Here is a 14,952-nt window from a genome sequence, read left to right as displayed (position 1 = left end):
ATGTCTTTTAAATTTCAAATAAATAAGGATGTCGAGTTTTCAAGAAATAAAAAATTCTTAAAAATTGCCGAAGAAAACAAACCACATTTATTTCATCAAGAACATTTAGCACAAAGATGTATCAAGATAAATAAAGAAAAGAATCAGTTACAAACTATTAATGAGGAACCGTCTATTTCCAATTTAGATTCTAAAATATTGGGCAAAGGCGACTATCTTATTTTAGATTTTGGTGATCACTTTGTAAGCCACTTTTCTATTAATATAAAAAGACATGGTTCATTAATGGATGCACCATTAACCTTAAAACTTCAATTTGCAGAAGTACCCGATGAGTTGCTCCATGAATCTAGTAATTATAACGGTTGGTTATCAAGTTCATGGATTGCGGAAGAAAGAGTCCATATAGATCAGTTACCAACTAAATTACGTCTTCCAAGAAGATATAGTTTTAGATATGTAAAAATAACAGTCCTTGATACTTCCCCTAAGTGGAAAATCAGTCTGGATTCACCATCGGTAACTTCTGAGAGTTCCGTCGATGAGAATAATATGCCTCAAATTAACACAGAAGACCCGGAATTACAAAAAATTACGGAAATCAGTATCAAAACACTAGCTGAGTGTATGCAGGATGTTTTTGAAGATGGTCCGAAAAGAGATCAAAGATTGTGGTTGGGGGATTTACATCTTCAAGCATTGGTTAATTACACTACATTCAAAAACTATAGTCTCGTCAAACGGTGCTTATATTTATTTGCTGGAATGACTACCTCAAACGGAAAGTTAAGTGCAGATATTTTTACGAATAATCAACAAGTAAATGCTGATGATACCTTTTTATTTGATTACAGTTTATTCTTTGTCAGTTGTCTTAAGGATTATTTGGAAAATTCTGATGATAAAAAAACTGTTATGGATTTATATAGCGTTGCTAAAAATCAAATTGACCTGGCTAGAAAGTATGTTTCTCATAATGGTAAATTGAATTTGCCTCAGGATTGGCCTGCATTTATTGATTGGGGAGACGATTTAGATAAAAGTACTGCTGCACAGGCCGTCCTTATAAAAGTTTTAAGAGATTTTATAAATCTGAATAACCAATTAGGATTCAAGACGGATGATGATTATTTCGTGCTATTGGATTCTATGGTCAGTTATTCTATTCAGAATCTTTTCGATGAAAAAACAAAGATGTTCATTTCAAATGGTGAATTAAATATTTACAGTCAAATTTGGATGGCATTGGCAAACGTTCTCCCAAAAGATGAGAATATTAAATTGATGAATAAAACCTACAAGAAGTTTTTTCCTGTCCAAAACGTAGCCACTCCATATATGTACCATTTTATTGTTGAAGCATTGCTTCAAAATGGTATGAAAAAAGAGGGGACAGCTTTAATTAAAGACTATTGGGGAAAGATGATATCTCTGGGCGCAGATACTTTCTGGGAAGCATTCAAACCTGATGATCTTAATTTCTCACCTTATGGAAGTCCACTAGTAAACAGTTATTGCCATGCTTGGGCATGTACGCCCGTGTACCTTATTGAAAAATATAATTTACGTTAAGGATAAAGGAATAGCACATTGCTTAATAAAGTAATGTGCTATTTCTTTATTTCATCCCGATATTTCTTGGGTGTCATACCAACAAATTCCTCAAATCTTCTATAAAAGTTAGTCATATTATTGATTCCAACTTTTTCAGCAACATCATTAACATTCAATGTTTCATCCTGTAAAAGTATTTTAGCCCGTTCCATACGTTGATAATTAATCAATTCCTTAAATGTTTTCCCCGTATTTTGATGGATAACTCGGCTAATATGAGAGGGACTGTAATTAATTTGTTGGCAAAATTTATTCAGTTCGCCTTCTTTATAATTTTCTTGAATATACTTATTGACTGCAGAAATAATTTTTTGAATGCGTAAATTGGAATTATCAAAGTTGGTTTCAACTGGTTTTAATCGAATCAAAGTCATAAATATTATCATAATATAATTGTCAATGACGGCACTAGCAAATTTTTTCTTATCCAAATCTTCACATAATATATTCTGAATTGAATTACGGATAATTGGTAAATTATTTGTAGAGAAGAACAAAAAATGGTTGTGGGCGTATTGATGACTCATTAATTCAATCATAAAATTGGGCAAAGAGTTATTTTTATCAGATTTAATAATGGTATTTTCAAAAAAATTATTATCTAAAATTATATTAATTCCTAAATCATTCTTAGAAGTGGGCAAAACTGCATGAGGAACATACTTATCCAATATAATTAAGTCACCTTTTTTTAAAAGAATCTTTTGGCCTTCGACTAACATTGTTATTGTTCCTGAATAAACATAGGTCAAGACAATAAAATGATAGGTATGGTAGGGGACTCTACTCATATTTCTTCGATGTAACTGAATCAGATGATTACCACTATTAAAAGGCCGGTCATCATTAAAAATAAAGAGTTGTTCATCCTTGTAAGGCACTGATTCATACTTATTTTGGAAATGCTCTCGTATTTCATCACTAGTAGCACGATTATAAGTCGAAGGACCTGACAAAAATTCTTCTAAATCTTGATAATTCATTCTTGCACTCCTTTGATATCAAAAAAAGATACTTTTTAAAATAGATTATCGCATTGTGAAAGCGCTATACTAATTGCTATTATAGCATCGTAAAGAAAGAATAATTCAAAGGGGTGCACTATTTTGAGTAATATTATGGATAAGTTTCAATCCTCATTAGGTAAATTATCAATGGCCTTTAATAAGAATATCTATATAAATGCTATTAAAAATGGAATGTTAGCATACATGCCGTTCACAGTTATTACTTCCGTATTCTTAATCATTGGTAATTTTCCGGTTCCAAGTGTCAATGCTTGGATGGCTTCACTTTTCAATCTAACTGTTACACAATGGTCAACTAAGCTGGCCATCGTTAACGATGCCAGTTTAGCTATTGGTGGTTTACTAGTTCTGCTAGCAGTATCAAGAACGCTTGCTGACGAAATGAAAATCAATGGCATGCAAGTAATGCTCACATCAGTAGTTAGTTTTATGGTTTTAACACCTTACAAAACTACTAAAGCCGGTAGCTTTTTAGACATTACAACTATTGGAGCTCAATCAATTTTTCTAGCTATTTTAGTATCTATTGCAGTTGCCGTGATTTATCGAGCAATTGACCGTAAAGGTATCAAGATTAAAATGCCAGCTTCAGTTCCTCCAGCAGTTTCATCTCCATTTGAATCACTAATTCCATCGTTTGTAGTTATTACGCTATTTTGGATATTTAGATTAGTTTTAGACAACTTTGCTAAATTAAGTGCTTTGGAATTATTTAACATGATCTTAGGAACACCATTAAAGGCAATGGGTGGTTCACTAATTGGTATTATTTTAGTTAAAATGTTCGGTCAACTTCTATGGTTCTTTGGTATCCATGGTGATTCAATCGTTAACGGTGTTATGACACCGATTTTTCAAGTTTTACAAGATGAGAATAAAACAGCCAGTTTAGCACATCACGCTATTCCTAACATTATTTCTCAGAGTTTCTGGGATGGATTTGCCAGTATCGGTGTTATCGGATCAATCTTCGCTATTATCTTAATTGCACATAGTCATCGTTATAGTGAGATGAAAAAGGTTGCTGGGATTCCATATCTTTTCAATATTGGGGAACCAACACTCTTCGGTATTCCACTAATGCTTAATGTAACTTACTTTATTCCCTTATTATTCAGTAATGTAGTATCCATCGTGATTTCTTATACGGCATTTGCTCTACACTTAGTACCGCTACCAACCGGTTTAGTACAAGTACCTTGGACAACTCCAATTGTAATCAGTGGTTATCTAGTAACAGGTAGTATTTCTGGAGCTATTTTACAACTAGTTTGTTTTGTTGCTGTCATTTTGGTTTGGTTACCATTCGTCAAAATTGCTGACAAAGAAATAATGGTTGAAGAAAAGCAGGAAGAGGAGAAACAAAATGAGTAAAAAGGAATTTGTTGGTAATTGGATACAAGCTCCTCAAATGGACTACGGACCCGATGATCGTAACTATTATTTACAAAATCCTAATCCAATTTTCACACAGACATTTGAAATCACGGATTTAAATAATATTAAATTAAAGATTGCTGCATTAGGATATTATATCGTTCGTATTAATGACAATCGTGTCGGAAATTTTGAATTGAATAATGACTGGACCGATTTTTCTAAAAGAATTTACTATGACGAATACGATGTTACAGATTTAATTAAAAAGGGTAAAAACGAGATTGAAGTCGAATTAGGAAATGGGATGTACAATCCAGTACCACTAAGATTATTTGGTAAATATAATTTGCGTCAACGCCTAGCAAGAATCGGTGAACCAAAATTTATTCTCAACTTATTCAATAATGAAGATCTAATTCAACTTTCCAATAAAGAATGGTTGGTTCACCAGGGAAATATTACGATGAATAATCTATATTTAGGTGAACACGTTGATTTCACACAATCTAAAGCTAAAGATGTTTCCGCAATAGAAATCCCAGTTGATAAACAAGATCAGAAAAATATGTCTGCCAGTTTCATCCCTAAAATAAAAAGAACCGGAATCGTCACGCCATCACATGTTTCTCAAGTTGAAAACGACGTATTGATTGATTTTGGCGAAACTATCAGTGGATTCATAAGTCTAGCAATCAATGGGTATGCGCATCAAAATATCTCCCTAAAATATAGTGAGACTATGGAAAATGGAAAATTATTGTTCAATACTTCCTACGCCGGTAATATAGGTGAAATCTCTGAAATCACTGGAGGTCCAGGCGCTCCTGAAAAAGCCATTCAAGAAGATCAAATAATTTGTCGCGAAGGTTCTCAGACTTTTGAAAACAAATTTACATATCATTCATTTAGATATGTTTTGATTTCTAATGTCGATAAAAATGATTTGTCCAAAATTAAAGCTGTTTATGTACATACCAGCTTAGAACAAATTGGAAAAGTAGCAACAGATAATAACTATTTAAACCAATTGTTTACTGTAGGAATAAGAACAAAGCTCAACAATGTTCATTCTGTTTTCGAAGACTGCGCACGTGAAAGGTTAGGTTATGGTGGCGATATAGTTGCTCTGGCAAATTCAAATTTATACAGTTTTGATCTTAAAAAATTCTATGAAAAAACTATTTCCGATTTCGTACTTGAGCAAACAAAGAATGGTGGTATTCCTGAAACAGCTCCATACATGGGTATTCAAACTAATGGTACTGGACGAGGTGAGGGGCCTATTCTTTGGCAATTAGTTCTGCCATATCTTCTTTGGAAACATTATCAATTTTACGGGGACAAAACTCTAGTAAGTAAATACTATGAGGCTGCTAAAAAACAATATGACTATCTTCAATCAATTCCAGTGGATAAATTAGCTAATGATTGCATTGGTGATCATGGAAGTATCCTTGTTAAAAGCTTTTATGATAAAACTCCGGATAAATTGTTAATTGGTTATTGTACAATTCTCGGTTTCAGTATTTTAATGGAACGCTTAGCCATCATTTTAAATAGAAATACTGATGCTGACAAAATAGATAGTCAGAAAGAAACCTTAATTAAGACTATTAAATCGAAATTCTCTAATGATGACAGAACTCTTGGCCAAGGGACTCAAAGTGATTTAGCTTTCGCTATACTTTTGAAACTAGGTGACAAGCAAACACTTTTGAAAGCTCTGATTAAACAAATAAAAACTGATAATGGTATCTTTACCGCAGGAATATTTGGAATGCCCGTATTATATCGTGTGCTTCATGAAAATGGTTATGATGATATTGTAGACAATTGGCTTAAACAAAAGAGTGAAGTTGGCTTTTATAATATGTTAAGTAATGGAAACCAAGTTTTATCAGAACTCTTCAGAAATAAGCACTCATCGGCCAATCACGCGATGTTCTCAAGTTATATTCAATGGTATTATGAAGCACTTGGAGGAATACAAATTAGTAATTCAGCTGTTGGTTGTTCAGATATTATTATCAATCCTTACTTTGACAAAGGAACAAACCACGTTGACTGTCAATTAAAGACTGTTGCTGGAACTATTCAATCTAAATGGCAAAGAATTGATCAACAAATTGAATTACAATTACAAATTCCTAAAGACATAACTTATCATTTGAATATTTCTGATAAATATCATACGAAGTCATCAAATACAATTACACAGGGTAATTACGTTTTGATAAGATGTCTCATTAGTGAAGAATAATTTCCACAAAAATAGCCGATCTTTTGATCGACTATTTTTCTATTTATTAATTGAATTCGTTTCAACACATATATTTCACTTCTTTTGTTTACGAAAAGAGGTTGGTGTAATGCCAACTTCCTTTTTAAATATCGTTGAAAATTGACTTTGATTATTGTATCCAGAATCATAAGCAATTTCTTCAATAGATTTTTTAGTAAAAATCAAATAATGCTGTGCTTGTTTAATCTTTTCACGGTTTATTAGATTAATTAACGAATGTCCCGTTTCCTTCTTAAAAAGATGTTGTAAATAAGATGTACTTACTCCGATTGATTGGGCGATTTCGTTTACGCTCGTAATACTACGAAAATTAGCGTAAATATATTCTTGCGCTTGATAAACAGTTGACGTTAAATTCATTCTTTTATGACGGATTATACGATTAATAAAAATTTCTCCAATTGCACGCGAGTATTCATAGTAATTTAAAATGGTCGAGTCTTTTTCAATCTGTTTAATAATATGATCACTCAAACCGTAAGCTTGACTGGCGGGCAATCCACCGGCAATCGCTGCACGAGTGTACAAAGTTGTTGCTGCAATTGCCATATCCTTTGCATCACGGTTTTTATCTTTACTAAAAGTTCCAAAGTTTCCTTCTTTAATAAAAATTGAAAAGAACTTATTAAATCGAGCTAAATTTCCCTGGGTCACAGCATCCATTAACTCTTTTTCTGACAAATAACCTTCGTAAGTACTATTATTATTTGTCGGTTCGTCGTCGATACTTTCGCCAACCAGAATTTTCTCTTGAATACTATTAATGTGGGGCCATTTTTGAAAGAACATATAATAAAGACAACTCATTTGATTACTAAATTCCTTATAGTCCAACATGGGAGCTTTTCGCAAATAACCCCCTTTGCCGCTAGTCGTAAAATCAGGGTTCCAACCAATAATTTTATAGTTGTCTAATTTAAAAATACCCAAACTACTTTTGTTGGTAATCAAATATATATCTAGTTCAGAACTAAGTGGTGCTTTTTTTATCAAATTTTCTTTTAAATTTGGAGCTAGAGGCGGGGTATAGCGGGCAACCATCTCATTATTTTCATTTAGAACATAAAGACTGAGATTACATGCTGCGTGATAATTATATAGAATTGTTTCATTACTTTTATTCATTCGATTATCTTTAACTTCTTTTTTACTTTTATAGTATCATGAAAGCGTTTGTATAAATAACATATTTTTGTAAAAAATAACATAAATTCAAAAGTGAGTTTTATTAAAGTTCATATACTAAATAGATGTAAGCGCTTAACAAAAAGTTAACTAATTCTATAGTTAGAGAGGAAAGTTCAAATGAACATAAGTAAATCAAAAAAATGGTTATTAATTATTTCATTGATGGCTGTCTCAATTGTCGAACAAGCAACAGGTGCAACAGCTTCGACAACACCATTAATGGCTAAAAGTTTTCCTAATATCTCACAGGCAAATATTCAAATGGTAACTACCTTTGGTGCAATTGCCACAACAATATTCATTTTCATTAGTGGATTGATTGCCAATAAATTCAGTCAAAAGAGAATTGCTATTATCGGATTAATTATTGCTGCTATTTTTTCAATTGTTCCGGCCATTTCAAAAAGTTATTTAGTTATTTTAGCCTCCAGAGCCTTAATGGGTGTCGGAGTTGGATTAGCTAATCCTATTGCCGTTGCACTTTTAAGTGAATTCTTCGAGGGTCATGAATTAGATAACTTGATGGGGTGGAGATCGTCAATTGCAAGTTTAGGATCATCCTTTATTACAATGCTAGCTGGACTTCTAATGGTTAGTGATTGGCATAATGCTTATTGGGCATATTTAGTATTTGTTCCAGCATTACTTTTGCTTATCTTCTTTGTTCCGAATCCTGAAAAAGAGGGATTACAGGCCAGAGCAGAACAAGCCGCTAAAGATAAAAACCAAAAGGTTGAAAGCAAACAGTTACCAACTCATGCAGAATTACGCGTGATCCTAATATCATTAGCAATGTTCATCATCATGGGTACTGTTATGACAATTATGTTGAATTTAGCTGTCATGTACGTTCAACAAGGAATTGGATCCCCTACTGATGCAAGTACAACTTTAAGTATTTGGAGTATGACTCAGGTACTTGGAGGTATTATATTTGGCTGGTTATATAAACATATAGGTAAATATGTCTTCCCACTGGGAGTATTTGTATTCGGATTAACTTTTGCAGCATTAGCATTTGTAAGAAATCAACCAACCATTTATGCATTAATGGTACTAAATGGATTAATTGGTGGTACAGCAATGCCATTTATGTTTACTAGAATCGCTGAATTATCTAATAGCAAAACTAATACATTCAATAATGGACTAGTTTTAATTGGTTCAAATATTGCTTCATTTTTAGCTCCATATTTTAGCATGTTATTAGGACAGGGATCGGCTAGGATTGCTGTTCAAAATGCCGGGTTTTTATCAGTAATACTATCAGTTGTAATTTTATTAGTAATGTATTTTGCATTTAAAGAAAAAACACAAATCGTAAAAGTTAATTAAAAAAGTGAAGAGACTTAATTCATTAATTTGAGTGAAGTCTCTTCTAATATATAGAAAGGATTTAATTATGCTTACAGTTAAAGACAAATATTTGTATTCCAAAGGACGACGTATATTTTATTTAGCAGATACGAATTGGGGAGCTTTTTCTAGTATCAATATGAATGACTGGAAATATTATTTACACACTAGAAAAGAACAAGGATTTAATGCCATTCAAATAAATTTGCTTCGTCAATGGGACAATGGAGAACCTCTAAAGGGGAGAAATCCATTTCCAATCAGTAAGGAAATAGATGGTAAATACAAATATGATTATACTAAAATCAATGAGTCATATTTTGATAATGCTGAGAAAATGCTTGACGAAATGATGAAGATAAATATGATTCCAAGCTTAGTCCTACTATGGGGAAATTATGTGCCAGGAACTTGGATGAGAGGAATATCCCCAAATAATATAATGCCATTTGAAGACATAAAACCCTATATTGAGTATGTCGTCGAAAGATTTAAAAAGTATCACCCATTATGGATTGTCAGTGGTGATGTTGGTTTTGGAAAAGCAGAAGGTCCTGATCCAGAGAAAACAAAAAAATATTACCAAGAAGTTTTAAATGTAGCTAAAACAGTAGATACAAAAGGTATTTTTTCCTTTCACATTAATGGTGGCTCATCATATTTACCGCAAGAGTTTCTAAAAGAAGTAAATGTTTTCCTATATCAATCAGGACACGATATTAGTACCCAGTCCTCTGCCTACAGTATTCCCAGACAGTTGCGCAAACGTGGTTTCAAGGGACCAATAATTGACTCAGAGCTTTGCTATGAAGGACTGATTGAAATTAGTAAAGATAACCTTGAACGATATCATGATTATGATGTAAGAAAAGCGGCTTGGGAGGCAGTTTTAAGTGGGGCTGATGCAGGCCTAGGATATGGCACCTTTGGAATCTGGCCCTGGACAGATTCTACCCGTCCAGAAACATTGGCCAGAAATATTTTTACCCGTGATCTAAAACCCTTTGACTGGCGTGTTTGTTTGAACTTAAAGGGAGCAAGAGACCTTGGCTTCTTAAAACAATTAATGTTGAATTTGTCAAAAGATGAATTAATGCCTATTAATAATAAAAGTAAGGACTTCTTTGCCGCTGAAAGTAGAAACCATATATTAATTTATCTTCCAACTAATAACACATTTAATTTTGATGACTTAGGTTTAACAGTTGATTGTTGTCAGGTTGTCGAACTTGACTCTAATGATATTAAAGAAGGTACCATTATAAATAATACTTTACAGTTAGGGACATCTTTAGAGGACAAGCTGATTGTTATTGATAAAAAATAAGAAGGAGGAGTTTGAAATGACAGAGTACTTTACAACAAAAAAATTGAATGATCATTTAATACTGATTCAGACTGTCACAGGTGAAGACCTGTATTTTATCCAAGGTGAAAAACATGCTGTTTTAATTGATACTAGTGTGGGTATGAGTCCTTTAAAACCCTTGATTGATGGGCTGGCTCGAACAGATTATGATATCATTTTATCTCATGGACATATTGATCATGCTATGGGCGCAATAGAATTTCTACCAGAACATAAAGTCTATATGAATCTTGCTGATCGTTTAGTATATGATGGTATGGCGGATCTAAAGCAAAGGACAGAATATACTAAAATGTCCATCCCAGAAACCATTGATTACAATGATTTACCAATCGCTCCTGTTAATGCAGTTCACGCTGACGATGAATTTCATAACTTAGTAGATGGAGAAATTTTTGATCTTGGTGGTATTCATATTCAGGCTTTTAGTTTCCCTGGCCACACACCTGGAATGATGGCATTGTTATTAAAAGAAGACAGAATACTAATAACAGGCGATGGAGCTAACCGCTCAACGTTTGTTTGGGATAATTATGCACCTAGTTTACATAGCTACCTGTCTAGTTTGAAGGAGTTACAAAGAAGAACTGATGGATTATATGATCATATTTTTATTACACATGGTAATTATGAAGTGAGTCCCATGCTTTTACAGAATTTGATAAACCTTTGTGCTGATATTTTTGCTGGTAAAGTAGACAATATCCCATTTGAATTCATGGGTAATAAGGCCTTGATTGCGAAGAAAATTGACTTTTCAATTCCTGGATATCCCAAGCGAATCGACGGTGGTGATGGTAATATCTTTTACAATCCAAATAATTTATAAAATTTTTCAAGAGGCATAATTGCCTCTTTTTTTGATCACAAATTTAGCAGAAAAAAGCAAAAAAGAACACAATTGATTAAATCATACTCTGAATTTATAGAATAATTGTTAATGAAAGCGATGTCATTAAATAAAATGGAGGAGAACTTATGGAAATTTCAAGGGTTGAAATTAATCATATGGACAAGCCATTAGGTTTTAATTTGGATAATCATTTGCACATTACTGGTTATTTAAACGAAGCCTATTCAGAAAAAATATACAGAAAACTAATTATTAAGGCACATAATAAAATTGTCTATCAAACAGAATGGGAAATGGCTCAGAATCTAATTTTTGACTTTCCATTTACAATGCAAGCGAGAACTCACTATCAGGTTGAATTACTGATTAAAACAGGGGATCAAAAATTAATTAAGCATAGTACTTGGTTTGAAACTGGCTATTTAGGACAAAAGATGAAAGGCCATTGGATTGGATTTTCTGATAAGAATGTACACAGCATTGTTCTCTCTAAGACTTTTACTACCTATAATGTTGAAAAAGCTCGCTTATATATTACCGGTTTGGGTTTATATGAGGCTTATCTCGATGGTAAAAAAGTTGGAAATGAATTCTTAACACCTGGTTTTACTGATTATAATTATTACACTCAATTGAATACTTATGATGTTAGTACAGAATTATTTGATGGTGAACATAAACTGGAAATCATGCTTGCCGATGGCTGGTATAAAGGAAAAATTGGCTTAAAAGAACATGGTGGTGTTTCCGATAATTATGGTGACAGATTAATGTCTCTTGCAGATCTGCGAATAATTGATCAAAGTGGTGCAGAGCATATAATTTCCACTGATGAATCATGGCAAGTTTTGAATTCACCTATTACCCATTCTGGTATTTATTATGGTGAAGACATCAATCTAAATAAGAAATCTCAAATATTGGGTACCGCGATCAATGAAAAATCGATTAATCAGCATCTGCTTGATCGTCTGAGCTTACCAATTAAGAAACATGAACATTTTAATATTAAAAAGACTATTCATACTAACAATGGTGATACTGTTCTTGATTTTGGGCAAAATTTTGCTGGCTGGATTGAATTTAAAGATCTCCTAAAAAAAGGTGACAAGGGGTCCATTGAATTCGGAGAAATTATGCAAAATGGTGAATTCTATCGTAATAATTTACGTTCAGCCAGGGCAGAATTCACTTATATTAGCGATGGATTAGGTAAAACAATTCATCCACATTTCACTTATTTCGGTTTTCGATATGCCAGATTAAAGGGATTTCCAAAAGATATTGAAGAATCTAATTTTACTGGTATTGCACTTTATTCAGATATGTCTAAAACAGGAACTATAGAGACAAGTAATAAAGATGTTAATCGATTATTTGAAAATGTTAAGTGGGGACAAAAATCTAATTTTATAGATATTCCGACAGATTGTCCTCAACGTGATGAACGGTTAGGTTGGACTGGGGATGCGGCAATTTTTGCTAAAACTGCTTCTTACAACATGAACACTTTTGAATTTTTTAGAAAATTTAGTTTTGATATTGCAGTTGAACAGAGTAAAAATAACGGATTTGTCCCATTGTACGTTCCAGCTCCAGATCAAAAAGATGGTGGAAAGGCTGTATGGGGTGATGCTTCGACAATCATTCCTTGGAATACTTATCAAAGAACTGGTGATAAAGCTGTTTTACAACAGAATATTGGTGCAATGATGTCCTGGGTTGATTGGATTCATGAAAGAGCGATAAAAAATAATAACGAATACCTATGGCTTGGAGACGACCAATTAGGTGATTGGTTGGCATTAGACACGGAAGATATCATGAAACTTAAAGGAAAAACACCTGATGATTTAATTGCCAGTGCTTACTATTACCACTCATCTAAAATTGTAAGTCAGGCTACTGAGACCTTAAAAATGAAACACGAGGCCCAATACTATGGTCAATTAGCTAAATTAGTTAAGGAAGCTTTCATTAAACATTTCTTCACTGTAGATGGTTTACCACTTGCAAATACACAAACAGGACTAGCAATTTGCTTACAATTCAATCTATATCCTGAAGGATCTCGTGATATATTGATTAATAATTTAGTAAATGAAATTGAAAAGGACGATAATCATCTGGCAACAGGATTTGTCGGAACACCATTACTTCTACCTGCCTTGTCTGAAAACAATCAAAATGATTTAGCCTTAAGAATCTTTTTAAATAATGATTTTCCAAGTTGGCTTTATGAAGTAAAACTTGGTGCTACAACTATTTGGGAACGCTGGAATTCAGTGAAACCAAATGGTGAAATTGCCGAAAATGGAATGAATTCTCTTAATCATTATTCAGCTGGCTCAGTAATGGGATGGGCTTATGAGTATCTTTTAGGTATAAAACAAACTCATAATGATGCTGTTTTTAAACCGATAATCAATGCAAAAATATCTGAAATTAAGGGACAATGTGCTTTACCAACTGGAATTTTAAAAGTTGCTTGGAAGCTTGTTAATGCTAATAAAGTTGAAATCACATTATCAATACCATTTGGTTCAAAAACTAAAGTGTCACTACCAAGGGCTGACAAAATTTGGATAAATAATAAAATTGCTGATAATAATATTATTTTATCGGCAGGTAACTACGAGATTTCCTACGTACCAACCAAACCAATCACTAATACTAGTGACGTTCACACCCCTTTAAAAGAATTTATTGGCGATAAAATTCTCTGTGCCAATCTTAAAGAACTAGTACCTTTCTGGGACTTTCTTGAAATTTCTGGCAATATGGAACGCTTTAAGAAATATTCTCTTTATCAACTAAGTCAAGAAATGCGTGGAATTGGTTTCAAACCATTTAACCAAAAACAAATTAACCAAATTAATGATCTGTTTCAAAAATCTTTGCTGGAAGGTAATCAAAAATGAATAAATATCTAAGTATTGATATTGGTGGAACAAACGTAAAATATGCCTTACTTGACCATAATGGTAATTTAATTAAAAAAAATAAAATTAAAACTGAGAATACCAAGGATAAATTTTTGGATAAACTTGATACTCTGATATATTCAAATACTGGAGAAATAAAGGGAATAGCGATTTGTGCACCAGGTAAAATTGAGAAGAATGAGATTCATTTTGGTGGATCATTACCATTTCTTGATGGACTAAATTTTGTTCAACGATATAAAAATTTAAATCTACCTATAGCTACAATTAATGATGGTAAAGCAAGTGTTTTAGCAGAAAATTGGTTAGGAAGTCTGAAAAATATTAGTAACTGTGCTTCGATTACTCTAGGAACCGGTGTTGGCGGCGGAATTATAATAAATGGGAAATTACTTAACGGGGTTCACTATCAAGCCGGAGAGCTTAGCTTTATACAAATGGATGTTCACGATATGAGCCTTAATGGGATGGCCGGAGGATATAGCTCCGCAGTAAAAATGATTGAGCAAATTAATAGGGCTATAAACAATCCAGACATCAAGGACGGTAAAACAGCATTTGAAGCTATCATAAAGGGCGACGTAAAAGCAAAACAAATTTATGAAGAATTTTGTAAAAGAATTGCTTATTTGATTTTGACCATACAGGCAGTGGATGATTTAAAACGTATTGCAATCGGTGGTGGTATATCTGCACAACCATGCGTAATACAGGGGATCAACAAAGCTTATGATGATATGCTAAACACAAACGAATTGTTAAAACAAACACTTACCAGGCCAGAAATTGTCGAGGCAAAGTTTAAAAACGATGCAAATATCTTTGGTGCATTAAACAATTTGTTAATTCATATCAATAAGAACAACAACTAAAAAAATCCGCATTCAACATAAAAGTTGAATGCGGATTTTTGATTC

The 14,952-nt window shown here is 33.0% G+C and carries 10 protein-coding genes; 8 read left to right on the top strand and 2 right to left on the bottom strand.

What is annotated here, in order from left to right:
• Nucleotides 1-1,572, top strand: coding sequence for an alpha-L-rhamnosidase-related protein (locus tag U8526_RS01295; RefSeq protein ID WP_334340160.1), 1,572 nt, complete (start codon nt 1-3; stop codon nt 1,570-1,572).
• A 38-nt stretch (nt 1,573-1,610) separates the two neighbouring features.
• On the opposite strand, the gene U8526_RS01290 is transcribed toward U8526_RS01295, so the two are convergent.
• Nucleotides 1,611-2,597 carry an AraC family transcriptional regulator gene (locus tag U8526_RS01290; RefSeq protein ID WP_334340159.1) on the bottom strand — a complete coding sequence of 329 codons (987 nt, stop codon included), beginning with the start codon at nt 2,595-2,597 and terminating at the stop codon, nt 1,611-1,613.
• 123 nt (nt 2,598-2,720) lie between these two features.
• Between U8526_RS01290 and U8526_RS01285 the strand changes: the two genes are divergently transcribed.
• Together U8526_RS01285 and U8526_RS01280 are read left to right on the top strand one after the other, a co-directional pair.
• The gene (locus U8526_RS01285; RefSeq protein WP_334340158.1) at nt 2,721-4,016 is read left to right on the top strand and encodes a PTS sugar transporter subunit IIC; all 1,296 of its coding nucleotides are present in this window, start codon (nt 2,721-2,723) and stop codon (nt 4,014-4,016) included.
• A complete protein-coding gene (locus U8526_RS01280; protein ID WP_334340157.1) occupies nt 4,009-6,282 on the top strand; it encodes a family 78 glycoside hydrolase catalytic domain in 2,274 nt (757 codons plus the stop codon). Before U8526_RS01285 ends, U8526_RS01280 begins: the two co-directional genes overlap by 8 nt.
• 75 nt (nt 6,283-6,357) lie before the next feature.
• On the opposite strand, the gene U8526_RS01275 is transcribed toward U8526_RS01280, so the two are convergent.
• A complete protein-coding gene (locus U8526_RS01275) occupies nt 6,358-7,449 on the bottom strand; it encodes a helix-turn-helix domain-containing protein (protein ID WP_334340156.1) in 1,092 nt (363 codons plus the stop codon).
• 180 nt (nt 7,450-7,629) lie between these two features.
• Between U8526_RS01275 and U8526_RS01270 the strand changes: the two genes are divergently transcribed.
• From U8526_RS01270 to U8526_RS01250, 5 genes are all read left to right on the top strand, one after another.
• Nucleotides 7,630-8,847: an MFS transporter gene (locus U8526_RS01270; RefSeq protein ID WP_334340155.1), complete on the top strand. Its 1,218-nt coding sequence runs from the start codon at nt 7,630-7,632 to the stop codon at nt 8,845-8,847.
• Nucleotides 8,848-8,914: 67 nt separating this feature from the next.
• Nucleotides 8,915-10,195, top strand: coding sequence for an apiosidase-like domain-containing protein (locus tag U8526_RS01265; RefSeq protein WP_334340154.1), 1,281 nt, complete (start codon nt 8,915-8,917; stop codon nt 10,193-10,195).
• Nucleotides 10,196-10,211: 16 nt separating this feature from the next.
• A complete protein-coding gene (locus U8526_RS01260; protein WP_334340153.1) occupies nt 10,212-11,066 on the top strand; it encodes an MBL fold metallo-hydrolase in 855 nt (284 codons plus the stop codon).
• Nucleotides 11,067-11,215: 149 nt separating this feature from the next.
• Nucleotides 11,216-14,011, top strand: a complete 2,796-nt coding sequence (locus U8526_RS01255) for a family 78 glycoside hydrolase catalytic domain (protein WP_334340152.1) — start codon at nt 11,216-11,218, stop codon at nt 14,009-14,011.
• Entirely contained in the window at nt 14,008-14,907 is a 900-nt protein-coding gene (locus U8526_RS01250) for an ROK family protein (protein ID WP_334340151.1), read from the top strand. The genes U8526_RS01255 and U8526_RS01250 overlap by 4 nt, the downstream gene beginning before the upstream one ends.
• Nucleotides 14,908-14,952: the final 45 nt, after the last annotated feature.

The sequence above is a fragment of the Companilactobacillus sp. HBUAS56275 genome (assembly GCF_036913655.1).
In the GTDB taxonomy this organism is placed as follows: Bacteria; Bacillota; Bacilli; order Lactobacillales; family Lactobacillaceae; genus Companilactobacillus; species Companilactobacillus pullicola.
Note: the sequence above shows the minus strand (reverse complement) of the source record. Positions and strands in the feature narration are given on the sequence as shown.

Excerpts from the sequence above, each read along its gene's own strand:
- U8526_RS01295 (WP_334340160.1), top strand. The coding sequence starts at position 1 with ATGTCTTTTAAATTTCAAATAAATAAGGATGTCGAGTTTTCAAGAAAT.
- U8526_RS01290 (WP_334340159.1), bottom strand. The coding sequence starts at position 2,597 with ATGAATTATCAAGATTTAGAAGAATTTTTGTCAGGTCCTTCGACTTAT.
- U8526_RS01280 (WP_334340157.1), top strand. The coding sequence starts at position 4,009 with ATGAGTAAAAAGGAATTTGTTGGTAATTGGATACAAGCTCCTCAAATG.
- U8526_RS01275 (WP_334340156.1), bottom strand. The coding sequence starts at position 7,449 with ATGAATAAAAGTAATGAAACAATTCTATATAATTATCACGCAGCATGT.
- U8526_RS01270 (WP_334340155.1), top strand. The coding sequence starts at position 7,630 with ATGAACATAAGTAAATCAAAAAAATGGTTATTAATTATTTCATTGATG.
- U8526_RS01265 (WP_334340154.1), top strand. The coding sequence starts at position 8,915 with ATGCTTACAGTTAAAGACAAATATTTGTATTCCAAAGGACGACGTATA.
- U8526_RS01260 (WP_334340153.1), top strand. The coding sequence starts at position 10,212 with ATGACAGAGTACTTTACAACAAAAAAATTGAATGATCATTTAATACTG.
- U8526_RS01255 (WP_334340152.1), top strand. The coding sequence starts at position 11,216 with ATGGAAATTTCAAGGGTTGAAATTAATCATATGGACAAGCCATTAGGT.
- U8526_RS01250 (WP_334340151.1), top strand. The coding sequence starts at position 14,008 with ATGAATAAATATCTAAGTATTGATATTGGTGGAACAAACGTAAAATAT.